The sequence below is a fragment of the Bacteroides caecigallinarum genome (assembly GCF_016901995.1).
In the GTDB taxonomy this organism is placed as follows: Bacteria; Bacteroidota; Bacteroidia; order Bacteroidales; family Bacteroidaceae; genus Phocaeicola; species Phocaeicola cellulolyticus.
In genome coordinates this window covers 1-21,544 of the sequence record NZ_JACJLE010000042.1, presented here as the reverse complement: position 1 = coordinate 21,544, position 21,544 = coordinate 1, and the positions used below count along the sequence as shown (strand labels likewise).

At 48.7% G+C, this 21,544-nt stretch carries 30 protein-coding genes, 1 tRNA gene and 1 pseudogene; 11 read left to right on the top strand and 21 right to left on the bottom strand.

What is annotated here, in order from left to right:
• The first annotated feature begins 1 nt into the window (after position 1).
• Genes H6A61_RS11265 through H6A61_RS11225 form a run of 9 tightly spaced genes read left to right on the top strand, consistent with a single transcriptional unit; the run spans position 2 to position 6,269 of the window.
• Entirely contained in the window at positions 2-283 is a 282-nt protein-coding gene (locus H6A61_RS11265; protein ID WP_087210234.1) for a DUF3876 domain-containing protein, read from the top strand.
• 26 nt (positions 284-309) lie between these two features.
• Entirely contained in the window at positions 310-942 is a 633-nt protein-coding gene (locus H6A61_RS11260; protein WP_071150624.1) for a DUF4141 domain-containing protein, read from the top strand.
• A 2-nt stretch (positions 943-944) separates the two neighbouring features.
• Entirely contained in the window at positions 945-1,952 is a 1,008-nt protein-coding gene (gene traJ, locus H6A61_RS11255) for a conjugative transposon protein TraJ (protein WP_072545362.1), read from the top strand.
• Between the two features lie 30 nt (positions 1,953-1,982).
• A complete protein-coding gene (gene traK, locus H6A61_RS11250; protein WP_072545361.1) occupies positions 1,983-2,606 on the top strand; it encodes a conjugative transposon protein TraK in 624 nt (207 codons plus the stop codon).
• A 6-nt stretch (positions 2,607-2,612) separates the two neighbouring features.
• Positions 2,613-2,936 (top strand): TraL conjugative transposon family protein, encoded by a 324-nt coding sequence (locus H6A61_RS11245; protein ID WP_204393675.1) that lies wholly within the window; start codon positions 2,613-2,615, stop codon positions 2,934-2,936.
• Positions 2,875-4,176, top strand: coding sequence for a conjugative transposon protein TraM (gene traM / locus H6A61_RS11240; RefSeq protein ID WP_204393673.1), 1,302 nt, complete (start codon positions 2,875-2,877; stop codon positions 4,174-4,176). The genes H6A61_RS11245 and traM overlap by 62 nt, the downstream gene beginning before the upstream one ends.
• 31 nt (positions 4,177-4,207) lie before the next feature.
• On the top strand, positions 4,208-5,206 hold the full coding sequence (gene traN, locus H6A61_RS11235; protein ID WP_204393671.1) for a conjugative transposon protein TraN: 999 nt from the start codon (positions 4,208-4,210) through the stop codon (positions 5,204-5,206).
• A gap of 1 nt (position 5,207) precedes the next feature.
• Entirely contained in the window at positions 5,208-5,795 is a 588-nt protein-coding gene (locus H6A61_RS11230) for a conjugal transfer protein TraO (RefSeq protein ID WP_204393669.1), read from the top strand.
• Between the two features lie 15 nt (positions 5,796-5,810).
• Entirely contained in the window at positions 5,811-6,269 is a 459-nt protein-coding gene (locus H6A61_RS11225) for a DUF3872 domain-containing protein (protein WP_204393667.1), read from the top strand.
• 31 nt (positions 6,270-6,300) lie between these two features.
• Here H6A61_RS11225 and H6A61_RS11220 read toward each other — a convergent pair whose 3' ends face one another.
• From H6A61_RS11220 to H6A61_RS11180, 9 genes are all read right to left on the bottom strand, one after another.
• Positions 6,301-6,459: a hypothetical protein gene (locus H6A61_RS11220; protein ID WP_204393665.1), complete on the bottom strand. Its 159-nt coding sequence runs from the start codon at positions 6,457-6,459 to the stop codon at positions 6,301-6,303.
• Between the two features lie 13 nt (positions 6,460-6,472).
• A complete protein-coding gene (locus H6A61_RS11215) occupies positions 6,473-6,718 on the bottom strand; it encodes a DUF6956 domain-containing protein (RefSeq protein WP_204393663.1) in 246 nt (81 codons plus the stop codon).
• Entirely contained in the window at positions 6,711-6,944 is a 234-nt protein-coding gene (locus H6A61_RS11210) for a DUF3873 domain-containing protein (RefSeq protein ID WP_071150844.1), read from the bottom strand. Before H6A61_RS11210 ends, H6A61_RS11215 begins: the two co-directional genes overlap by 8 nt.
• Before the next feature lie 11 nt (positions 6,945-6,955).
• Entirely contained in the window at positions 6,956-7,213 is a 258-nt protein-coding gene (locus H6A61_RS11205) for a hypothetical protein (protein WP_071150616.1), read from the bottom strand.
• 25 nt (positions 7,214-7,238) lie between these two features.
• The gene (locus H6A61_RS11200) at positions 7,239-7,826 is read right to left on the bottom strand and encodes a hypothetical protein (protein WP_204393661.1); all 588 of its coding nucleotides are present in this window, start codon (positions 7,824-7,826) and stop codon (positions 7,239-7,241) included.
• Positions 7,827-7,926: 100 nt separating this feature from the next.
• On the bottom strand, positions 7,927-8,118 hold the full coding sequence (locus H6A61_RS11195) for a hypothetical protein (protein WP_204393659.1): 192 nt from the start codon (positions 8,116-8,118) through the stop codon (positions 7,927-7,929).
• Positions 8,119-8,137: 19 nt separating this feature from the next.
• The gene (locus H6A61_RS11190) at positions 8,138-8,359 is read right to left on the bottom strand and encodes a hypothetical protein (protein ID WP_204393707.1); all 222 of its coding nucleotides are present in this window, start codon (positions 8,357-8,359) and stop codon (positions 8,138-8,140) included.
• Positions 8,310-8,852, bottom strand: a complete 543-nt coding sequence (locus tag H6A61_RS11185) for an SLOG family protein (protein ID WP_204393657.1) — start codon at positions 8,850-8,852, stop codon at positions 8,310-8,312. Before H6A61_RS11185 ends, H6A61_RS11190 begins: the two co-directional genes overlap by 50 nt.
• A 12-nt stretch (positions 8,853-8,864) precedes the next feature.
• The gene (locus tag H6A61_RS11180; protein WP_239469197.1) at positions 8,865-9,125 is read right to left on the bottom strand and encodes a hypothetical protein; all 261 of its coding nucleotides are present in this window, start codon (positions 9,123-9,125) and stop codon (positions 8,865-8,867) included.
• Positions 9,126-9,680: 555 nt separating this feature from the next.
• Between H6A61_RS11180 and H6A61_RS11175 the strand changes: the two genes are divergently transcribed.
• Positions 9,681-9,956 carry a hypothetical protein gene (locus H6A61_RS11175; RefSeq protein WP_204393653.1) on the top strand — a complete coding sequence of 92 codons (276 nt, stop codon included), beginning with the start codon at positions 9,681-9,683 and terminating at the stop codon, positions 9,954-9,956.
• A gap of 380 nt (positions 9,957-10,336) precedes the next feature.
• Here the strand turns inward: H6A61_RS11175 and H6A61_RS11170 are convergent.
• The 12 genes and pseudogenes from H6A61_RS11170 to rbr all read right to left on the bottom strand — a co-directional run.
• Positions 10,337-10,498: pseudogene (locus H6A61_RS11170) on the bottom strand (ribonucleotide-diphosphate reductase subunit beta); the annotation flags it as partial.
• A 60-nt stretch (positions 10,499-10,558) separates the two neighbouring features.
• The gene (locus H6A61_RS11165; protein WP_177608179.1) at positions 10,559-11,341 is read right to left on the bottom strand and encodes a hypothetical protein; all 783 of its coding nucleotides are present in this window, start codon (positions 11,339-11,341) and stop codon (positions 10,559-10,561) included.
• On the bottom strand, positions 11,338-11,838 hold the full coding sequence (locus H6A61_RS11160; protein WP_204393651.1) for a hypothetical protein: 501 nt from the start codon (positions 11,836-11,838) through the stop codon (positions 11,338-11,340). Before H6A61_RS11160 ends, H6A61_RS11165 begins: the two co-directional genes overlap by 4 nt.
• Positions 11,839-11,895: 57 nt before the next feature.
• A complete protein-coding gene (locus H6A61_RS11155) occupies positions 11,896-12,981 on the bottom strand; it encodes a hypothetical protein (RefSeq protein ID WP_204393649.1) in 1,086 nt (361 codons plus the stop codon).
• A gap of 98 nt (positions 12,982-13,079) precedes the next feature.
• Entirely contained in the window at positions 13,080-13,997 is a 918-nt protein-coding gene (locus tag H6A61_RS11150; RefSeq protein ID WP_204393647.1) for a phosphoribosyltransferase, read from the bottom strand.
• Between the two features lie 103 nt (positions 13,998-14,100).
• The gene (locus tag H6A61_RS11145; RefSeq protein ID WP_117616274.1) at positions 14,101-14,421 is read right to left on the bottom strand and encodes a hypothetical protein; all 321 of its coding nucleotides are present in this window, start codon (positions 14,419-14,421) and stop codon (positions 14,101-14,103) included.
• A gap of 12 nt (positions 14,422-14,433) precedes the next feature.
• Positions 14,434-14,847, bottom strand: coding sequence for a hypothetical protein (locus tag H6A61_RS11140; RefSeq protein WP_204393645.1), 414 nt, complete (start codon positions 14,845-14,847; stop codon positions 14,434-14,436).
• Between the two features lie 12 nt (positions 14,848-14,859).
• Positions 14,860-15,501, bottom strand: a complete 642-nt coding sequence (locus H6A61_RS11135; RefSeq protein ID WP_117616275.1) for a site-specific integrase — start codon at positions 15,499-15,501, stop codon at positions 14,860-14,862.
• A 14-nt stretch (positions 15,502-15,515) separates the two neighbouring features.
• Positions 15,516-16,739, bottom strand: coding sequence for a site-specific integrase (locus H6A61_RS11130; protein WP_072545349.1), 1,224 nt, complete (start codon positions 16,737-16,739; stop codon positions 15,516-15,518).
• A gap of 404 nt (positions 16,740-17,143) precedes the next feature.
• Positions 17,144-17,217, bottom strand: a tRNA-Asp gene (locus H6A61_RS11125).
• A gap of 171 nt (positions 17,218-17,388) precedes the next feature.
• The gene (gene eno, locus H6A61_RS11120; RefSeq protein ID WP_204393643.1) at positions 17,389-18,669 is read right to left on the bottom strand and encodes a phosphopyruvate hydratase; all 1,281 of its coding nucleotides are present in this window, start codon (positions 18,667-18,669) and stop codon (positions 17,389-17,391) included.
• 179 nt (positions 18,670-18,848) lie between these two features.
• Positions 18,849-19,427, bottom strand: a complete 579-nt coding sequence (rbr, locus tag H6A61_RS11115) for a rubrerythrin (RefSeq protein ID WP_204393641.1) — start codon at positions 19,425-19,427, stop codon at positions 18,849-18,851.
• Positions 19,428-19,643: 216 nt separating this feature from the next.
• Here rbr and H6A61_RS11110 point away from each other — a divergent pair, with 216 nt between their 5' ends.
• Positions 19,644-21,338: a SulP family inorganic anion transporter gene (locus H6A61_RS11110; RefSeq protein WP_204393639.1), complete on the top strand. Its 1,695-nt coding sequence runs from the start codon at positions 19,644-19,646 to the stop codon at positions 21,336-21,338.
• The last annotated feature ends 206 nt before the right edge of the window (positions 21,339-21,544 follow it).

Sequence of the window (21,544 nt, the reverse complement as noted above, 5' to 3'; positions counted from 1 at the left end):
TATGGAATATGCCACGTTGTTCCCGCTCGACCGCATCTGCGGACGGTGGAAAAGCCGGGGCAAGTCGCCCCCGGTCAGGGTGTACCGCGAAGGGCGCACGTACCGCATCGCCCTCGCCTACCGCTGGGGAGCCGTGCTGACCGCCACGCTCTACCGGAACGGACAGGGAACGTGGGCGGAACTGCCCGAAAGGGTGCAGGTCGCCTATGACGAAGATAACGAGCGGCTCGTGCTCGCCTCGGAAGGGGTGTATGTACGGGACTGCAAGGAATACGAATATTGACAAGGACATTTTAATCATCAACGGACATGAAAAGAATACCAATAGCAATTTGCCTTACGGCCTTGCTCTGCACCGCCACGACGGTCCGGGCGCAATGGGTGACCTTTGACCCGTCGAACCTCGCGCAGAGCATCGTGAACACCACGCGGAACGTGATACAGACCACCACGACCGCTGAGAACATGGTGAAGAACTTTCAGGAAACGGTCAAGATTTACGAGCAGGGAAAGAAGTATTACGACGCGCTCAAGTCGGTACATAACTTGGTGAAAGACGCGCGTAAGGTGCAACAGACCGTGCTGCTCGTGGGGGAAATATCGGACATCTACGTGAACTCGTTCCAGAAGATGCTTGCCGACGAGAATTACACGACGGACGAACTGGCCGCCATCGCCTCCGGCTACACGAAGATGCTGGAGGAAAGCAGCGGGATGCTTGACGAGCTGAAGACGGTCGTCACGCAGACCGGCCTGTCGATGACGGACAAGGAGCGCATGGACCTGATAGACCGCATCTACCGCGATGTGAAGAACCACCGCAACTTAGTCCGCTACTATACGAACCGCAACATCGGCGTGTCGTACCTCCGGGCAAAGGAGAAGAACGACACGCGGCGCGTGCTCGACCTGTACGGAACCGATAACCAAAGATACTGGTAGCCATGACGGGAGAAAGTACATTCGGCAACCTGCATGAAGTGCTGCGCAGCCTTTATGACGAGATGATGCCGCTCTGCTCGGACATCACGGGCGTGGCTACCGGGGTGGCGGCATTGGGCGCATTGTTCTACGTGGCCTCGCGGGTGTGGCAGGCGCTCTCACGCGCCGAGCCGATAGACGTGTATCCGCTGTTCCGCCCGTTCTGCATCGGGGCGTGCATCATGTTCTTCCCCACCTTCGTGTTGGGAACCATCAACGGCATCATGAGTCCCATCGTCACCGGCTGCCACGGCATCCTGCAAGGGCAGACGCTCGACATGGAGGAGTACGCCGAGAAGCGGGAGAAACTGGAATACGAGGCGTTGGTGCGGAACCCGGAAACGGCCTATCTGGTCAGCGACGAGGAATACGAGCGGCAGATTGAGGACTTGGGCTGGACACCCTCCGAGTTGAAGACTATGGCAGGGATGGCCATCGAGCGCGGAAAGTATGAAATCAAGCAGACCATCAGCAACGCCTTCCGCAGTTTTCTGGAGCTGCTCTTTCAGGCGGTGGGGCTGATACTGGACACGCTGAGGACGTTCTTCCTTATCGTGCTTTCCATCCTGGGGCCGCTGGCATTCGCCATCTCGGTGTATGACGGTTTCCACAGCACGATGGTGCATTGGATATGCCAGTATATCAGCATCTACCTGTGGCTGCCCATCTCCGATTTGTTCAGTTCGGTGCTGGCACGCATCCAGACGCTGATGATTGAGAAGGACATCGCGGCATTGACCGACCCGAACTTCGTGCCGGACACGAACAACTCGGCCTACATCATCTTCATGCTCATCGCCATCGTGGGGTATTTCACCATCCCGACGGTATCGACATGGGTGATACAGGCGGCGGGCGCTGGCAACTACGGCAAGCAGGTGAACAACTCCGCCGTCAAGACCGGCAAAGTGGCGGCAGCGGCTACCGGGGCTGGTGCCGGGCATGTCGCGGGCAAGCTGCGGGGCAAATGATTCAACAATCAACAACAAGAATAAAAGAAAATGGAATTCAAATCATTAAAGAACATCGAAACGAGCTTCCGGCAGATACGCACGATGGCGATAGCCTTCGTCGTGCTGTGCGCGTTGGTCACGGGTTACGCGCTGTGGAGTTCATACAGCTTCGCCGAGAAGCAGCGGGAGAAAATCTACGTGCTGGACAACGGCAAGTCGCTCATCCTCGCGCTCTCGCAAGACCTCTCCCAGAACCGTCCGGTCGAGGCGCGGGAACACGTGAGGCGGTTCCACGAACTGTTCTTCACGCTCTCGCCCGACAAGGCGGCCATCGAGGGGAACATCCGCCGAGCGTTGTACCTGTGCGACGAGAGCGCCTTCCGCTACTACAAGGATTGGGAGGAGAAGGGATATTACAACCGCATCATCTCGGCGAACATCAACCAGACCGTGCGGGTGGACAGCGTGGCGTGCGACTTCGAGCGTTACCCCTACATCGTGACGACCTATGCCCGCCAGTCGCTCGTCAGGAGCAGCAACATCACCGAGCGCAGTCTTGTAACCCGCTGCCGCCTGCTGAACTCGGTGCGGTCGGACAACAATCCTCACGGTTTCACGATGGAGCAGTTCACCATTCTGGAGAACCGCGATTTACGGACCATAGAAAGGTAAAGGCGTATGGGAAAGACAAGAAAGTGGCTCCATTACATCCCTGACCGGATAAGCGACGGGATGCGCTACGTGTGCGGGCGGATGTCGCCCGATGTGCGGCTCATCGTGGTGGTGGCGATGCTCGTGGGATTCAGCGCCCTCTCCATCTACATCACCGTGTCGTCGATATACAACATCGGCAAACGCCGGGGAGAGCAGATGAGAATAGAACGGATGCGGCAGTTGGAACTGCATCCGGGCATAAGTAAAGACAGTATCCATTTTAATCATGACAGGAAACATGAAAGAGAACAAAACGGAAAAACAGCCGGAAACGGCAAAAAAGAATGAACTCGGGCGGAAGGAGTCCCAACCGCTGACTCCCGAAGAAATCCGGAAACGGAGGAAGATGCTGGTCTATCCGCTGTTGTTCCTTGTCTTCGGCGTGGCGATGTGGCTGATATTCGCACCGTCGGACGAAGGGGAGAGCCTGCCCGACGGCTTCAACGTGGAAGTGCCCATGCCGGAGGAGAAGAACCTGCCTTCGGACAAGCGTGCCGCCTACGAGCAGCAGGACTTCGAGCGCAAGCAGCGGGAGAAGATGAGCACCCTGCAGGACTTGGCGGTGGCGGAGGATGATACGGACAGGGAGGCCGTGGAAGATGTGTTCCAGACCGAAGAAACTGCATCATCGGGCGGGTCGTCCATCCGCACCTCGGCGGATGCCTACCGGGACATCAACCGGCAGATTGGCAGCTTCTACGAGCAGCCGGAGCCGGAGGACGACCAGAAAACGCTGGAACTGGAATGGCGCATACAAGAGCTGGAACGCCGGGCGGAAGAGGAACGCAAGGCAAAGGAAACCGCCGACGAGCAGCTCCGCCTGATGGAGAAATCCTACGAGATGGCCTCGCGCTACCTGCCGCAAGAGGGTGGCGGAGCGAAGTCCGTACCCGTAACGGAAACGGACAAAAGGACGGTCAGCCCGGTCACGCAGGTGGCGGAACAGGTTGTGTCGATGCTGGCACAACCGATGTCCGATGCCGAGTTCATGGAACGGTACAGCCGTCCGCACAATCTGGGGTTCCATACCGTGTCGGACAACACAGGCGTATCGGCCCGGAACAGCATCCGTGCCTGCATCCGGCGCACGGTCACGGTAAGCGACGGAAAGGAAGCGGAAATCCGCCTGCTGGAACCGGTCGATGTCGGGGGCATGTATATACCGGCCAACACCGTACTGACCGCCACGGCACGCATCAACGGGGAGCGCATGGAGCTGACCATCAGCTCCATCGCCTATAAGGGGACGGTCGTGCCGGTGGAACTGGAGGTATATGACATGGGCGGCATGAAAGGCATCTCCGTACCGGGGTCGCAGGAACTGACCGCGCTCAAGGAAATGGCGGCCAACATGGGTTCCACGATGGGCAGCAGCATCAACATCTCCACCGATGCCGGGGCGCAACTGGCCTCGGACTTGGGACGCGGTGCGATGCAGGGGCTGTCGCAATACCTCGCCACGAAGTTCCGCACCGTCAAGGTAACGCTCAAGGCGAACCACGCGGTGCTGCTCATGGCCAAAAAATAATTTTATGTATCACTATTATTCACAAGGAAAAATGAAGAAAATCATGCTTATGGCGGCTCTCATGGCCGCAATGACCCATGCCCAAGCGCAAAGGGTCGTGGAAGAAACCGACTTGAAAGGAACGGAAGAAACGGCTGTTCCGGCAACTTCCGATGATGGCGGGGTGAAACGAAGCCCGTCCACCGGCGATTTGTTCGACGGGCTGACGCGCCCGATAACCTTCGACCGGATGATACCCCCGTATGCGCTGGAGGTTACGTTTTACAAGACCGTGCATATCATCTTCCCCGCCACTATCAAATACGTGGACTTGGGTTCCGCCGACATCATCGCGGGCAAGGCGGACGGCTCGGAGAACGTACTCCGGGTGAAGGCCGCCCTGCGCGACTTCTCCCGCGAAACCAATCTGGCGGTGATAACCGAGGATGGAAGCTACTATACCTTCAACGTGAAGTATGCCGACGAGCCGACCAAGCTGAACATCGAGATGAAGGACTTCCTGCACGACGGGGAGGCGGTGAACCGCCCGAACAACTCGCAGGAGGTGTACCTGAAGGAGTTGGGCAGCGAGTCGCCGCTGTTGGTGCGGCTCATCATGAAGTCCATCCACAAGGACGACAAGCGGCTGGTGAAGCATATCGGCTGCAAACGCTTCGGCATCCAGTACCTCCTGAAAGGCATCTACACGCACAACGGGCTGCTTTATTTCCATACGGAACTGAAGAACTCCTCCAACGTGCCGTTCACGGTGGACTTCGTGTCGTTCAAGGTGGTGGACCGGAAAGTGGCGAAACGCACCGCCATCCAAGAGCAGGTGATTGTGCCGCTGCGTGCCTATAACTACGTGACGGAGGTCGGCGGCAAGAGCCGGGAGCGCACGGTGTTCACCCTGCCCAAGTTCACCCTGCCGGACGACAAGCAACTGGTGGTGGAGATAAACGAGCAGAACGGCGGGCGGCATCAGCAGTTCACGGTTACCAATGCCGAGCTGGTGCGTGCCCGTGTCATCAACGAACTGAAGGTGAAGTAGGATGAAACGGACGGTGTTTATTCTAATCGGCATGGCGCTGTGCCTTGTCCTTGCAGGCAAGGTGCAGGCGCAACGCTGTCTGCCGGGCATGAAAGGGCTGCGGCTGACGGCGGGCATGGCTGACGGCTTCCATTCGGCAAGCCGGCGCAATGAGCTGGGCTACCACTTCGGGCTGTCGATGGACTCGTACACGAAAGGGTGCAGCAAGTGGGTGTTCGGTGCGGAGTACCTGCAAAAGTACCACCCGTACAAGGACACGCGCCTGCCGGTGTCGCAGTTCACGGCGGAAGGGGGATATTACTACAACTTCCTCTCGGACGCGAACAAAGTGTTCCTCTGCTACGTGGGCGGCTCGGCGATGGCGGGTTATGAAACGGTGAACTGGGGCGAGAGCCTGCTCCATGACGGGGCACGCATCACGGACGGCGACGCTTTCGTCTATGGCGGTGCGGTATCGCTGGAGATAGAAACCTACCTTACCAACCGGACGGTATTGCTGCTCCATGCGCGTGAACGCTGCCTGTGGGGTGGCGATACGGGAAATTTCCACTTCCAGTTCGGGGTGGGACTGAAATTCATATTGGACTAATAAATCATCAAGAAAATGAAACGAATGACTGAACTGATTTTTACCGTCGGCTTCGCGCTGGTCGCCGCCGTGCTGCTTTGCGCCTGTTCCGACAAGCTGGACATCCAGCAGGTGTATGAGTTTGATTTGGCAACCCTGCCGGTGCAGACCACCATCGTGGAAGGCGGGGAAGCCGAGATACGCTGCCAGTTGGTACGCAGCGGGCGGTACGAGGAAACGGAGTATTTCATCCGTTATTTCCAGCCTACGGGCAAGGGGGAGCTTCGTCTGGAGGACGGTACAGTGCTGCAGCCCAATGACCTCTACCCGTTGCCGGGCGAAACCTTCCGGCTCTATTACAAGTCGCTCTGCACAGACCAGCAGACGATTGACATCTACATTGTGGATTCGTTTAACCAGACGGTAACCAAGAGCTTTTCGTTCAACAACGAGACGGAAGAAGGAGTAGAGAACCCGGAACAGCCTGCTCCATAATACTGACGGCTATGCTTTGTTTTGCCATTGCTTACTTGACGCTTCTTGCCGTAACCGGCTGTTGCATCTGGCGTGCCATACGCCATGCCCCGACTGATACGGAGCTTTGGGGCGAGGAAACGGACTGACATGCCTGTGGTGTGAAACGGTTGCAGCCCGTCGGATTGGTTCCGGCGGGCTGCTTCTGCAAGCGCATCATCCCTCTACAATTCCTTCATTTCCACTATGGGCATGTAATGTTCCAACCATTCCCTTACGGGCTTCATGTTGTATTCGGATGTGATGACTGCCGTATAGCCGTTTATCGGGGTGAAGCGTGTGGTCTCGTAATCGTCCACCCACTTCTTCAGGCTGTCCACGCCCCATGTGTCGATGTCCTCAAACCTACCGTCCAAAACCTCGATGGGTTCGCTAAATGTGATTATCAGCGTTTCGTAACCGTCATTCATTGCCGGCCTCCTTTCTTTCCTTTTCCGATAACCATGCATCGCGCCTGCGGCGGCATTCCTCCAAAGTCGGAGCCACGCAGGAGAACAATTCCCCATCGGATGCCCTGTAATCGTACTGCACAAGCGTGCGTTTTCTTCTCCCAAAACCAGTCTGGAATTTCTCGAATTGTTCCGTTCCTGCTGCCCGGCAGGTCGAAACGCCGTTTTCTGTCATTCTTGTAACCATCATACAATTCCTTAAAATTCGACAATCAATAAGCGGTTCTCCATGCACTTGTCCGGGTCAGATGCCATCCTTTGTTTGAGCCAAAAGTGGCTGCTCCCGTATCCGAAAGCGAAGAAGCGGTTGAACTCCTTGCTTTGTGCAAATACTTTCACCAGTTCGCGAAGCTCCTGTTCGTCCTTTGTCAGCGTCACGGAATTGATGAACTTTACCAACACTTCGGGTATCCGCTCGTCCCACCCGAAAATCATGCTTTCAATCTTTACGTCCATACATTATATATTTATAGGTGAATAATCAAAAAAGGCTCAACTGCTGCGGGGCGGTATAGCGTAACTTCAGTTCCCGCAATCCGGCTTTCAACTTGCGGATATACTTCGGGTTGTAATTTCCCTTGTCTGTCAGGGAGTGGCGTTCCGCATAAGTGTAATGCCCTTCCAGCCGATGTATTCCCGTGCGTACCGCTTCCTTGTAGTCGGAAATGGGTTCATCCCATACCGATGGGTGGCTACCGCCTCCTGCCGTGCCGGTACACCAGCTCACCGTAACGGCATACGTGCCATTCACGGACTGGCCGATGTGTATCACGTTGGATGTGTCCAACCGTATTTCCTCCACGATGGGCAACATGCCGTTTATCCATCCGTATTCGTTGAACTGTTTGTCCACATAGCCAAAAACAAGCCTGCGCTCGTAGGTATTCACGTTCAGCACGATGTGATGCACGCTTTCGCCGAAACTCTCGAAATAAGCGGTCTGTTCCTTGTCATCTTCTTGGATAGCCCGGATATAGCGGGAAACAATGTGCCGCTCACGCCTGCAAGCATGGTATTCCGTTAAAGCCTGTAACTTATCTTCTTTTGTCATTTGGGATAATGTTTTCATACACCTTTCTCTTTTATGTGGTTAAAATTATTGGGAAAAGGAGTGCAGGGATTTTTTTCATCCCATGCACACACAATTCATACTATTTTAACTCGTACCTCTATCTGATATATCTCTCCAGATGCTTTTCCTTTACGGCAAGAGCTTCGGCGTAGATACTTAGCTGGGCTGCAAACCTGCTTTGGTAATAGCTTCTCTCCATGTCGTTCTCTGACAATCTGATGCGTTCCTTAATATCACTCAAATGCCTTTTTACGATATGACTGTAATAGTAAAGTTTTCTTCTATCCATATTACATAAGATTATAATGTTAGACCATGATTTTTAGAATTTCTCTCCAATATATAGGCTCCACCTCGCTGAGAAGGAAGTCTATAAAATCTTTTCTCGCTTCTTTACACAATTCCCGGAAGAGTTTCTCAAAGACGGTAATATTACCGTTCTGATAAGTTTCTACCATGTACACGAAAATGTTATCCACTTCATAATACTTGCACTGCTGTGCGACAGTCTTGCTGTACCGTTTCATAATGATTCCATTTATAGAGATTAACGATTTTCTTACCTGCTTCGATAGCTTTCTTTACCGTATAGTATGTGCCGCCATAGGGTTGTCCGTCCCAATAGGCGAGCATGATTGCCGCATGTTTCACCAGAAAGTCGTTGCGCCGGTGGAAACAGCCCTTGTGATAGCTTTCTGAAAGGACAACCGTCTTGTCCGCTTCTTCCAACAGGCTGATGTAAAGCCTCTTGTTCATGTCGGAATAGCGTGCGGACTGCTCCCGGAACGGGATGGCAGCTACCAGCCGAATGTCGGTCAATTCGTTTCTTGCCGCCAAGACCGCCTTGGCGAAAACCAAATCGCCGCCTTCCGCCATGCCGGAGAAGAAATTACGGCATCCCGAAGCATACAGGCTTTTGATTTCCGTTACCATGCCTGCAAAAAGGGTGAGCATGGGTTGGCTTATCCTGCCGGAGCGGTGTCCGGTAAACGACACGTTTTTTGAGATGTCTGTTGTTTCCATGATGATGTGAGTTTAGAGTGTTAATACCCAGACCATGAAAGCGACAAGCGAAACAAATGCCAACAGGAACACAAGGCAGCCCCACAGGAAACGTACTACACCCGCAAGGAAGTTCCACACCAGCCACGACCCGATGAACCACACCCAAAGAGAGCCGCCGTACAAGGATGTGCAGAGTGCCGCAAGGATGAACCTTGCCGCCACTCCCAAGAATTTATGCAGAGGCAGATTGGGAAGCGACTTATTTCCATTTGTTTCTCTTGTTGCTTTCATAATCACGACATTTTTTTTATGCATTGACGAGTTGGGTGAGCTGACTTATTTCGTAAGCGGGGCAAAAGACAGGGTTTTGCAGAAGCAAATTTTTTCGGTGGAATACTACCTGAGCCTGCGAAGTGTGGAGATTGTGCCTAAAAAATTTGATTTGTCCGTCAAAACCCGAAATTACTTTTGCGCACGTAATAAGTCAGCCCATCCAACCTTTCAATCGCGCATGGTGGAGTGATGGGGAATGAAAGCGGCAAGGGAAACATACCGTAGGAACGTTGATTTCTCTCCGCAATGGACTTTTCCGAAGGAGGTTTTTTAAGGATGGCAATGGATTATTGGCTTTATTTTCTTACCTTTGTGCCAGCGGTGCAAATAGCATCGTGGTAATGTTGTTCATTTACCGGCATCCAGAAATCGCCAATTTCAAAACACGAAGGTAAATGAACCGGGTAGGTTATACCTTGACGTAACCTGCCGGTTCACTTCGTGTTAAGCGTTTGGCGATGCTTTGGGTGCGGTGGCCGGCAGCGTTACGTCATTTGTTAATACCCGAAAGATATGGAATTACAAGCTACCGCCCTGAAGGGCATCGTCCGTTCTTCCGATGAAGAACTTTTCTATCTGTTTCCCATCCAAGATGTGTCCACCTTGCAGCAGACGAAGGCGCATCTGACCTGCGCCATTGATGTATTGAGCCATCCGGAGGAATGCTCGCCGGAACAGCGGCTGGATGCCGTGCGCACGTTGAACAGCCTCGTGGCGGCATTGAGCGTGCATGACGACGACCATTACAATGCCTTCGACTCCGCCCTCGAAGGCGGCAACGTGCAATAACGGGCGGGTCGGACAAGCGTAAAAGCCTACCTTGGCGACAAAACCGGTCAAGGAAAGGTGGCGTATGGGATATGGTGTGATGATTGGGTTCATCACGCTTGACCATGCGGCATGTTTCTACGGTTTTGCGTAGGCGGCAAGGGTATTTCCATTCCCAAAGGGAACGGGGATATGCTTGCCGACGGAAATGACGGGCTTTTACATTCCGCTGCTTGGGTCGGGGATTGGAATATTGTATTCTTTGGCATTTATCCCAAGCCTGCAAGTCGCCCAACCCGTTTCCGTGAGTTGCCCAACTCGTTTTGCTGAGTTGCCCGACTCACCGAGCTGAGTTGCCCAACTCAGAACTTTGGGTTGTCCGACTCTGTGAAATGTTCCTTTTATTCTTTCCCCGTTTTCACCGTCCGTCCCAAGAACAGGCCGGTAACGGAGTTGGCTCCAAGCTGCATCAGCCTACGTTTCATCTGCTCACGGTCTTCCCTTATCCATGTGGCACGGAAGCCGTCAGTGATTTTCAGGCGATGCGAAAGGAGGCTGCAAAACATAAGCAGGCAATCTACCTAAAGTCTAATGACCTATTGGGGTATAATCATATCCGGTAGCTACCGATGCTTTATTTTTTTGAATACTCTTTGTTTGTCATCAATCTCAATCAAACCTGTCTTGCGTATTAAGAACTTGTAAACGATGCCATGGCTCAAAGCTTCTTTCCTATTTTCTTCCCATGCAGGATAACGAAAACAAAGAATCTGTCCGTCATAACGCCTTTGTATTCGCGGAGGGAATAATTCAGGTTCTACATTGCACACAAGGGTATCTTTGTTTACATACCATCTTCCAATAAGATAATTTCCACCTTCTCTGTCCAGGTTAAAGATATTACCGATATATTCAAAAGTGCCATCAGCGACAAGTTTCATCATCGTCCATACAAGCTCTTCGCCTGCGATATGTAATGTCTGCTGATAGGTTCCGACTAATGTTGAAAGGTAATCCCCTTTTTTTACGGGCAGATGTTCTGTCCTATTATCACCAAGATGCCAACCATTATACGATTTGGGGAAATTCCAAATATGAATATCGGTCTGGGCATCGCTGTTTGCGATACATTCCACTTGAAAAAGGAACGGAGACGCTTCCAACACCTCCAAAACAATAGTATCTCCTCTCAAACACTTGATTGCAAAAACAGTCGTATCTAATGGAATCCTGTTTTGTGGATTACTTTTACAAAATAGATTGTACCTGTACTGCGCTACAATATCCTCTTCCTCCTCCATGTCGTTCACTATATTCCCATGAAAGATGATAGAATCTTGTCCTGTTTGCCCCTTTATTATCAGGGAAGGTAACAATAGCAATATAAGACAAAAAAGTATTCTCATAGATGTTTGTTGCATGGTTGTCTGCTGCCAGTCCATTTGTCTGTAAATCGTTTGCTTCCGGCATATAGTTTCATAACATACGAGATTGTCATTGCCACCACAAGATAAAGTATGATGACTGCGCCAACAGTCCAACAAAAATAGAAATTGTTTTCATCAGACGGTATCATATTCTCCGGCAGTACCCCTGTGCGTTCATATTCCGCTTCGTATGTGCCAAGCGTCGGCAGTGTGCTAAACCATAATAGGCTCCAAAGGTTAAAAACAGCTTGCAGCAAAAGAGCGGACAACCGACACAACGTATTGCGTATCACTATATCATACAATATATAAATGGGGCAAATGCCAATCAGTGCCATCATGCTTGTCAAAGGTCTGCGGTCGTCATGGGCAATCCATTCCCCCTCTTGCATTTCTATCGCATAATATTCAAAGTATAGAATAATAGCGAAAAGCAAGAAGTATATCGTGAACTTTATGGTATTGGCTTTTCTCATTTTTCTTTCCCATATAGCAATTAAAGTCTTTGAATTAATATTCCCTTTTTTCATTTATCAGAAGAATGAGGAAAGCCTCTTGTCAGTATCAAGAGGAATGTTTACCGCATGATGACGATGCAATGAATCTGAATAAAAACGGACTCTCAGGGAATCACCGGAAATAAGTTCCTTGAGGAACTTCCGCTGGTCAGAGGATAGCGAAGAAGGGGCAACAGGCCAACGGGATTCCTTATGGGAACGTGCCATGACCGCAATCGTATCCTCAAACAGCTTCTGAAATTCCGGATTCTTATAAACAAAAATCCGTGGCATGATAATGTAGCGTTTGGATTCGTTGGGAGAAATGGATTCCGCAGAATCCAGATAATCTCCTATAGAGTCGCTTTCACTCCTATAAATGAGTTCGCTATTCCATCTCTTGGAAGGATTGTTATCAAGCTTATAAATAACTTCATGGGCATAGCCGTAATAAGAAGAATGATCAAGCACTGACAGCCTGTTTTTACCTATGTTATGTATCACAAACTCGACCGGACATCCTATCCACATCAATTTGCCTTTCTTGGAAGAGTAACCGAACACCGGATACAAACCGGTACGGGTTTGAGCAATTTCGTATTCCTGAGCTATGTTCTGATGTATCAAATTCTTGACAGCCTGGATTGAAAAAGCGCATAAAGTAAGCGGCTTTTCAGGGCGGAACTTGTATTCCACGGTTTTACTTTCCGATTCAGGAAACAGCCTGTCTATAATTTCTTCTTTGTATCCCGCCAAAACAAAATCATCCAGCCTTTCTGAATATCCAAATCGGGCATAGCCGATATAAAGGTAGAAACCTTCGCAGTACGGACATTTGATTGTAAATCCCTTGTCCGAGCCTTCAATGCTTATATCTTCTTCATCAGGACAGTCGCCTGCTAACGGAAAGACGCTTTCTCCCGCTGGCTTCCCTCCCTTGGCAAGTTTCACGGACACGATAACCGGGCTTTGGGCACATCCGCCCTTAGCGGAGTCCACGGACATGGTAAGTTCATACATCTGTTTATGAACCTGAATCCTTACGGTATCCCTCACGCTTCCCTTACCATAAGCCATGATAGGGAAAAGCAGGCACAATATGAATGATTCTATCTTTATCATTGTTTTACGTTGTCAATAATGTCATACCATCAGCGGAATCCGCCATCATCCTCTCCAACTCAGAACTTTAGGTTGTCCGACTTTGTGAAATGTTCCTTTTATTCTTTCCCCGTTTTCACCGTCCGTCCCAAGAACAGGCCGGTAACGGAATTGGCTCCAAGCTGCATCAGCCTGCGTTTCATCTGCGTGAAGTTCTCGCCGGTGGACACGATGTCGTCCACAAGAAAAACATCGCGTCCCTGAAAATAGATGGGATGAAATATGAGGTTGGAGAGCTTGTCAAGGCCGTGAGTGCCTTTCATCTGCTCACGGTCTTCCCTTATCCATGTGGCACGGAAGCCGTCGGTGATTTTCAGGCGACGCGAAAGGAGGCTGCAAAACCGGGCGAAACGGGCGGCGTTGCGCTCACGGGTAGCCGCCGGGATGGGGATAAGTACGGCATTGGCCGCCTTTTCCTTGTAGAAAGGCATACGGGCGATGCAAAGGGAGAAGATTTTGGCGACGAGAGCTGCCTGCTGTCCTTCCTTGAAGCGGAAAACCAAGTTGCTGGTTTTACGGTCTTCCACAGCGATGCCCTTGCAGCGCGTGGGGTAATAATCGTGGATATAGAAGCACAATGCGCCGTCGATGCGCATCTTGCCCTTGAAACGGGTGTTGTAGGGGAAGAACCGGCGCACGAAATCGCTGTCGAAGGTGAAGCGGAGAATGTCGCGCCAAAGGGAGAGCGTGGCTTCGTCCTGCACGCGATAGACCTCGCCGTCGATGCTTTCCTTGTCAGCCAGACCGATGCCGATGCTCAGGCGGTCGTTGAAAGCGTCCTTCGACACGATGTACCAGTCGAAGGACTCGCATATCCGCACGATGTCGCACTCCCGGCTGCACAGGAAATAAAACGTGTTGTCGGGCTTTTGGATTATCAAGAACTCGCCGGGCATCTCGGAGAGGGTGAAGTAATTGCCCACTTGGGCTTCGGGTACTTCACTAAGAGGGACGGATATGTGGAGGTCTTCTATCATCTTTGGGGCTTTTTCTGCCCAAAGATAAGGGTTTGGAGGATACAAAACGAGCCTTGCCCGGTTTATTTCACGGACAAGCCCCGTTTTTGTGGGATTTCAGTTTTCAGGCTTCGTTACTCTCCTTCAATCGGCAGCGTTCCTCCTTCGCCTTTTTCTTTGCTTCCTTCTTCGCCTCCAGTTCGTTCAGGATTTGCTTCAAAGGCTTCACTGCATCGGGACGTTCTTTCTTGAAGTGTTTGAAATAGATGTCCTCGATGAATTGGGGTAAAGGGGCTTTCCATGTTTCCTGCCGATGGTTGTCTATCTTGCCTAACTTATCGGGATTGAGACCGAGTTCACGCGCCATCTGTACGTGGGTGTCGGACAGCCGATGTTTTTTCTGCGCCGTTATCCACTTTTCTATCTGCGATTTGTTTGTAGCCATATTTCCTGTTACTTAATTGTATGAAATGAATGTCTGGTTGTCCGAAGCGTTGAACACGACAAGGACTTCGGGCTGCTTCTCTTTCAGCCGCTTGTACTCGCACAGGGAGTTCAGCACCCATTCGCGGAACAGCTTCGTACAATAGGTGTTGATGCGGAAGCTGAGGAAAATGACGGCCTCCAGATTATAGTAGGTAACGTATCGCTTATCCTGCTTCTCCGTGATGGTTGCCTCGCTCTCGTTCAGGATGCGCGACTTGAAGATGGAGCGCATATTGGCGTCTATCGTCTGGATGAACACTCCGAACAGGCGGGCAAGCTCGTGCTTAGTAAGCCATACGTTGCCGTTCTCCAACTTGACGCTGACTGTGGGGTGACGGTTGATGTCCTCCAGCCCGGTGATGATGATATTTCCTCTGTGTAGCATAGGGGTATCGTTTTATTTGGTGGGACAATATACGGATTTATTGGTTGTCATGATGTATTGCGCCGCAATTTTTTCAAACGGGGTGCAGTTACGCGCCACTCTGTCCATTTCGCGCTTGATGATGCGGTCGGTAACATAAGCATGGCGGCCGCGCAGGTCGAACCGCCCTAACATGCGGCATACCGTACCGGTGGATATGCCGTTTTTTGTCGTTATCGTATCCTTGAACGTATGGTAAGCCAGATACATGGTCATATTCTTTTCGATGCCGCAGAGTTCCGCAATCTCTTTCAGATAGACATTCAGCCGTTGGTTGCTGGGGACGGGCAACAGTTCATCCGTTCCGGCAAACCGGACTTTGTACTTCTCCAATATCATTTGTGGGACAGGCAGCAGGGGAATGTGGATGAAAGCGTCGGTCTGCTCCCTTACCATGAAAATCCACTTCTGCCCGTACTTGTTGTGGAAATTCTCTTTACGGAGGGATTTCAGGTTCTGGTAATGCAGGCCTGTAAAGCTCGAAAAGATGAAAAGGTCACGCACCTGTTCCAAACGCGGTGTGTCAAACGTGGCTTTCATCAGTCTGCTCAATTCCTTTTCGTTCAGACTCACCGCCGTTTGTCTGGCTCTAAGCTGTCTTTCTATCGTTCTCATATTTGTCCTCCTTTCTATAATGCGTTCATGGATACATGCAGCCTGTCGGAAAGGGCTTCCATCTCGCTGCCGCTTTTCTGGTTGATTACCTTCGCGTAGATTTGCGTAGTGCGAATATTAGTATGTCCCAACATTTTTGATACGGATTCTATTGATACTCCGTTAGTTAGCGTAACGGTTGTGGCGAATGTGTGTCTTGCGAGGTGATAGGTCAGGTTCTTCCTAATTCCGCAAATATCAGCGAGTTCCTTCAGATATGCGTTCATCTTCTGATTGCTCGGCATGGGCAGGGCGCGGTGGTCGGGCTGTTTACCCTTGTACTTTTGCAGGATGCGCAGGGGAATGTCCAACAGGCGCACGTTGATGGGCACACCGGTCTTATGGCGCTTGGAGATAATCCAATAGTTGCCGTCCAGATACTTCTGGATATGTTCGTCTTTGAGCAGATATACGTCTATGTACGCCAACCCCGTCCAACAGGAAAATACAAAGACGTCGCGCACCCGTTGCAGGCGTTCCACTTCAATCTCCTTGTCCATAATGCTCTGGAGTTCGTCCATTGTCAGAAAGCCTTTGTCCACCTGAACGAAGGTGATGGGCTGCGTGAATGGGTTGAACTGGATAAGACCGGCGTTCCTTGCGCGGGTAACGGCTTTCTTGAACAGTTGCATCATCTTCGAGGTGGCGTTGTGGCCGACCTTCTTGTCCACACGCAGGAAGTTGCGGAAGCCGTTGATAAATTCCTCGTTGATTTCCGTCAATGGAATGTCTTTATACTTTTCTTTCCTGAACCTGAACTGAATGTATTCTTCCATACGGCGGTATGTCAGGTCGTATTTCTTGTAGGTGTTCTGTGAGAGCGACGTGCCCACTTCCTTCCGCTTTTCCTCGTTCATCTTCTTGAACACGGTCAGCAACGTGTTGGCTTTCGTTTCAATGCCCAGATAGATGTTCTTCAGCTTCAGCGGTGAAGGGTAGCGGTTGTTTTCGATTTCCTTTTCGTAGATGCGGGTAATGTCGGTCTTGATTTTCTCTATCTGCGTGCGCAAATACACCGCCGTCGCACTACGACCGACTACGCCACCGTCCTTCCACATCTTCTTATCCACCATTAACTGTGAGTTGAACTGTACCTGTTCGCTGTCAATGGTGATGCGAACCATGATAGGATATTGCTTGTCCTTTCCTTGTTCCCTTTTCCTTGCGTAACAAAGTACGCTGAATGTGTTCCGTTTCATGCGCTTTTAAGTTTTTTGTTGCAAAAATACTGTTTGACAATCACTTGACGCAATCCACAGGCGGACACTTGGCGGCTATGAAACAGACATTTGAGGGTCATTGTCGTGTATCCTCATGAAATGAATCGTAAACGTGCCGGTTGTTTCCTTTTTCTGCTCAGGATTTTAGGTTACGGCGTGTCGATAAAATTGAACGTAAACAACGACAAATCAACGACATATCTACGAAGTCGTAACCAAAATTCCCGTTTTTTTTCTTGGTTACGATTTGGTTACTCGATTTGTCCAATTTTCGACTTCCAACGGGGTATTCATCTGTCGTGGTATAACAAAAAAATATCCCCAAAGTTACTGACTTTGAGGATATTGTCTTCGACTTTCTTATTTCAGTCTTTTTTCGTAAGCGGTGCGTACGGGACTCGAACCCGTGACCCCATGCGTGACAGGCATGTATTCTAACCAACTGAACTAACGCACCAATTATTCTCGGCTTTTGAGTTGTTTTATATCTCAATTGCGGTGCAAAGGTACAACAATTTTCCGTACTTGCAATACTTTGACCGATTTTTTTTCAAAAAAAGTGATTATCACCTCATTTTTTACCGAAATCCGGCTGTTTTGAGGTGATAATCGTTGAATTATGGGCAAGTTATTTTATTCTCTTATATCCGTATTTTGCCAGGTCTCCAAGTTCTTCTTCGATACGGAGAAGCTGGTTATATTTTGCCATTCTGTCCGAGCGGCTCAAAGAACCTGTCTTTATCTGACCGCTGTTGGTTGCTACAGCGATGTCTGCTATTGTGGCATCTTCTGTTTCTCCGGAGCGGTGTGATGTAACAGTAGTATAGCCATGTCTGTGTGCCATTTCTATTGCATCGAGTGTTTCGCTCAGCGAGCCGATCTGGTTTACTTTTATCAGGATTGAGTTTCCGCATCCCATTTCTATACCTTTTGAGAGGAATTCCACGTTAGTAACGAACAGGTCGTCGCCAACCAGCTGGCATCTGTCACCGATTCTTTCTGTAAGTTTCTTCCATCCATCCCAGTCGTTTTCGCTCATACCGTCCTCTATTGAGTCGATAGGATATTTGTTTATCAATTCTTCCAGATAGTCAATCTGTTCGTCAGAAGTACGTTTCTTTCCTTTTTCTCCTTCGAAAATTGTGTAATCGTATATTCCGTTCTTGTAAAACTCTGACGAAGCACAGTCCATACCAATCATAATGTCTTTTCCCGGTTCGTAGCCTGCGGCTTTGATAGCAGAGATTATTGATTCAAGAGCGTCTTCTGTACCGTTGAGTGAAGGTGCAAATCCACCCTCATCGCCTACTGCAGTGCTGAGTCCTCTGTCATGAAGTACTTTTTTAAGGGCATGGAAGACTTCTGCCCCCATTCTAAGTCCTTCGCGGAAGGATTCTGCACCTATAGGACGAATCATGAATTCCTGGAAGGCTATAGGAGCGTCGCTGTGAGAGCCTCCGTTTATGATGTTCATCATAGGTACAGGCAAAGTGTATGTGTTCACACCGCCAATGTATCTGTAGAGAGGGATGTTAAGATAGTTTGCGGCTGCCTTTGCTACAGCAAGCGATACGCCTAGAATTGCGTTTGCTCCAAGCTTTGATTTGGTCTTTGTGCCGTCCAGTTCAAGCATCTTCTTGTCTATAGCTCTCTGTTGCAGCACGGACCAACCTGTAAGTGCAGGTGCAATGACATTGTTTACGTTATTTACAGCTTTCAGTACGCCTTTACCGCCGTATCTGCTTTTGTCGTTATCGCGCAGTTCAAGAGCTTCGTTTTCACCTGTTGATGCTCCTGAAGGGACAGATGCTCTACCTGTAATTCCAGACTCAAGACGAACTTCTACTTCTACTGTCGGGTTTCCGCGTGAATCCAAGATTTCACGTCCTTTGATTGATTCTATTCTCATAATCTTAAATTGTTTATTTGTTTTATATTTTACAAAGATGGAAATCTCCATCATTATTTACAATACCTAAAAATTGGTATTTTTAATGTCATAGTATAAAATAAAACAGGTTGCTGTGGCAAATGTAGGTACATTTTACCAAGGCAACCTGTGTATCTATATGTTATAAGGAACTGTTATCAATAGTTGTTTTTCTTAACTTCGAAATAAGCCTGTGGGTGAAGGCATGCAGGACATATTTCAGGAGCCTCTGTACCTACGTGTACATAACCACAGTTGCGGCACTGCCATACTGTTTCAACATCTTTCTTGAATACCTTTCCTTCTTCGATATTCTTAACGCAAGCTCTGTATCTTTCTTCGTGTCCCTTTTCAGCTACGGCAATTTCACGATACATTTTTGCGATTGCAGGGAAACCTTCTTCGTCTGCAATGTCAGCAAAACGTGGGTAATCCAATGACCATTCTTCGTTTTCTCCGGCAGCTGCTGCTTTCAGGTTTTCAAGTGTTGTACCGATTACGCCTGCTGGATAGCTAGCTGTAATTTCTACCATTCCGCCTTCAAGCCATTTGAACATACGTTTTGCGTGTTCCTTTTCCTGATCTGCAGTTTCAGTGAAGATTGCAGAAATCTGTTCGTAACCTTCTTTCTTTGCTACACTTGCAAAATAAGTGTAACGCATTCTAGCCTGTGATTCACCTGCAAATGAGATTGCCAAATTTTTCTCTGTTCTTGTTCCTTTGATGCTTTTTTCCATAATTGTAGTTATTTTGTTGGGTTAGACTTCTTGTTTTATTTCCACACTGCAAATGTAATATATTTATTCAAATTTGTAATAATTACAATTTTTAATTTATAATCTTTTAAGCTTTTAGCCTCAAATCATAATTTATATAGTTATAAAAGTATGTTATATGGCAGAAAATACGTAATTTTGCAAAAAAATATTTATAAATAGAAATAAGATTGTTTTATGAAAGGGGTTGAGTTTCATCCTAAACTGTTTTCTACACTCAAGAATTACAGTAAATCAGATTTCATGACTGATTTGATGGCGGGTATAATAGTAGGCATTGTAGCCTTGCCGTTGGCTATCGCGTTTGGTATTGCTTCAGGTGTAACTCCTGAGAAAGGTATCATTACGGCTATTGTGGCTGGATTTATCATTTCGTTCCTTGGTGGCAGTAAGGTGCAGATAGGTGGTCCTACAGGTGCTTTTATTGTTATCATCTACGGTATTATCCAGCAATATGGATTGAGCGGACTTATGGTTGCCACTATGATGGCGGGAGTCTTGCTTATATTATTAGGTGTATTCAAGTTGGGAACTGTCATAAAGTTCATCCCCTATCCTATTATTATAGGTTTTACGAGTGGTATTGCCGTAACAATCTTTACTACACAGATAGCAGACATCTTTGGCCTTGATTTCAGGGGAGAGAAGGTTCCTGGAGATTTCATTGGTAAATGGATGCTTTATTTCAGACATTTTGATACTGTGAACTGGTGGAATGCCATAGTAAGTGTAGTCAGTGTGTTTATCATAGCTATAACTCCAAAGTTCTCAAAGAAGGTGCCTGGGTCGCTTGTTGCCATTATTCTGGTTACTGTAGGAGTGTATTTGCTGAAGCAGTATGCAGGAATCACATGTATTGATACTATAGGCGATCGTTTCAGTATTAAGGCTGAGCTTCCTTCGGCAGCTGTTCCTGCGATAAATTGGGAGGCTATACAGAATCTTTTCCCTGTAGCGATAACTATAGCAGTTCTTGGAGCAATAGAATCTTTGCTTTCTGCTGCTGTGGCTGATGGTGTGATTGGTGACAGACACGATTCAAATACAGAACTTATAGCTCAGGGTATTGCCAATGTGGTATCTCCTATTTTCGGAGGTATTCCTGCAACAGGAGCAATTGCCCGTACTATGACAAATATCAATAACGGAGGAAAGTCTCCTGTGTCAGGAATTGTACATGCAATAGTTCTTCTTCTGATACTTCTTTTCTTAATGCCGCTTGCACAGTATATACCTATGGCATGTCTTGCCGGAGTATTGGTTATTGTATCATATAATATGAGCGGATGGAGAGTATTTATGGGATTGCTCAAGAATCCTAAATCGGACGTTACAGTTCTTCTTATTACATTCTTTCTTACAGTAATATTCGATTTGACAGTGGCTATTGAGGTGGGATTGCTCATTGCCTGTGTACTGTTTATGAAACGTGTGATGGAAACTACTCAGATTTCTGTTATCAAGAACGAACTTGACCCTAATAAGGAATCGGATATGGAAGTACACGAAGAGCATCTTATTATTCCTGACGGTGTAGAGGTGTATGAGATTAACGGTCCTTATTTCTTCGGTATAGCAACTAAATTTGAGGATTTGATGGCGCAGTTGGGTGACAGACCTAAGATTCGTATTATACGTATGCGTAAGGTTCCGTTTATCGATTCTACAGGTATTCATAACCTTACTACACTTTGCCACATGTCGCAGAAAGAGAATATACATGTCATCCTGTCGGGTGTAAACGAGCATGTACATAAGACACTTGAGAAATCAGGATTCTATGAACTCCTTGGTAAAGAAAATATCTGTAGCAATATAAACGAAGCCTTGGCTGTAGCTACAAAAGAAATTGAAGAACTCAATAGAAAATAAAGCTTTTAACAATTAACATAAACGCTCCATGTTGTTAACAAACGTGGAGCATTTTCTTTATTTATTAAACTATGTTATAAAGCATAGATTTTTGGCCGAAATACTTGCAGATTACCAGAAAGTCCGTACCTTTGTACTGTGTTTTTCATAGTATTAGATTTTAAGGTTAACAAAGGTTGGAGTACAGCGGTACTCCTTTTTTTATG

Coding starts and splice junctions, on each gene's coding strand:
- H6A61_RS11265 (WP_087210234.1), top strand. CDS start 2: ATGGAATATGCCACGTTGTTCCCGCTCGACCGCATCTGCGGACGGTGG.
- H6A61_RS11260 (WP_071150624.1), top strand. CDS start 310: ATGAAAAGAATACCAATAGCAATTTGCCTTACGGCCTTGCTCTGCACC.
- traJ (WP_072545362.1), top strand. CDS start 945: ATGACGGGAGAAAGTACATTCGGCAACCTGCATGAAGTGCTGCGCAGC.
- traK (WP_072545361.1), top strand. CDS start 1,983: ATGGAATTCAAATCATTAAAGAACATCGAAACGAGCTTCCGGCAGATA.
- H6A61_RS11245 (WP_204393675.1), top strand. CDS start 2,613: ATGGGAAAGACAAGAAAGTGGCTCCATTACATCCCTGACCGGATAAGC.
- traM (WP_204393673.1), top strand. CDS start 2,875: ATGACAGGAAACATGAAAGAGAACAAAACGGAAAAACAGCCGGAAACG.
- traN (WP_204393671.1), top strand. CDS start 4,208: ATGAAGAAAATCATGCTTATGGCGGCTCTCATGGCCGCAATGACCCAT.
- H6A61_RS11230 (WP_204393669.1), top strand. CDS start 5,208: ATGAAACGGACGGTGTTTATTCTAATCGGCATGGCGCTGTGCCTTGTC.
- H6A61_RS11225 (WP_204393667.1), top strand. CDS start 5,811: ATGAAACGAATGACTGAACTGATTTTTACCGTCGGCTTCGCGCTGGTC.
- H6A61_RS11215 (WP_204393663.1), bottom strand. CDS start 6,718: ATGAATGACGGTTACGAAACGCTGATAATCACATTTAGCGAACCCATC.
- H6A61_RS11210 (WP_071150844.1), bottom strand. CDS start 6,944: ATGGTTACAAGAATGACAGAAAACGGCGTTTCGACCTGCCGGGCAGCA.
- H6A61_RS11205 (WP_071150616.1), bottom strand. CDS start 7,213: ATGGACGTAAAGATTGAAAGCATGATTTTCGGGTGGGACGAGCGGATA.
- H6A61_RS11200 (WP_204393661.1), bottom strand. CDS start 7,826: ATGAAAACATTATCCCAAATGACAAAAGAAGATAAGTTACAGGCTTTA.
- H6A61_RS11195 (WP_204393659.1), bottom strand. CDS start 8,118: ATGGATAGAAGAAAACTTTACTATTACAGTCATATCGTAAAAAGGCAT.
- H6A61_RS11185 (WP_204393657.1), bottom strand. CDS start 8,852: ATGGAAACAACAGACATCTCAAAAAACGTGTCGTTTACCGGACACCGC.
- H6A61_RS11180 (WP_239469197.1), bottom strand. CDS start 9,125: ATGAAAGCAACAAGAGAAACAAATGGAAATAAGTCGCTTCCCAATCTG.
- H6A61_RS11175 (WP_204393653.1), top strand. CDS start 9,681: ATGGAATTACAAGCTACCGCCCTGAAGGGCATCGTCCGTTCTTCCGAT.
- H6A61_RS11165 (WP_177608179.1), bottom strand. CDS start 11,341: ATGAGAATACTTTTTTGTCTTATATTGCTATTGTTACCTTCCCTGATA.
- H6A61_RS11160 (WP_204393651.1), bottom strand. CDS start 11,838: ATGAGAAAAGCCAATACCATAAAGTTCACGATATACTTCTTGCTTTTC.
- H6A61_RS11155 (WP_204393649.1), bottom strand. CDS start 12,981: ATGATAAAGATAGAATCATTCATATTGTGCCTGCTTTTCCCTATCATG.
- H6A61_RS11150 (WP_204393647.1), bottom strand. CDS start 13,997: ATGATAGAAGACCTCCACATATCCGTCCCTCTTAGTGAAGTACCCGAA.
- H6A61_RS11145 (WP_117616274.1), bottom strand. CDS start 14,421: ATGGCTACAAACAAATCGCAGATAGAAAAGTGGATAACGGCGCAGAAA.
- H6A61_RS11140 (WP_204393645.1), bottom strand. CDS start 14,847: ATGCTACACAGAGGAAATATCATCATCACCGGGCTGGAGGACATCAAC.
- H6A61_RS11135 (WP_117616275.1), bottom strand. CDS start 15,501: ATGAGAACGATAGAAAGACAGCTTAGAGCCAGACAAACGGCGGTGAGT.
- H6A61_RS11130 (WP_072545349.1), bottom strand. CDS start 16,739: ATGAAACGGAACACATTCAGCGTACTTTGTTACGCAAGGAAAAGGGAA.
- eno (WP_204393643.1), bottom strand. CDS start 18,669: ATGAGAATAGAATCAATCAAAGGACGTGAAATCTTGGATTCACGCGGA.
- rbr (WP_204393641.1), bottom strand. CDS start 19,427: ATGGAAAAAAGCATCAAAGGAACAAGAACAGAGAAAAATTTGGCAATC.
- H6A61_RS11110 (WP_204393639.1), top strand. CDS start 19,644: ATGAAAGGGGTTGAGTTTCATCCTAAACTGTTTTCTACACTCAAGAAT.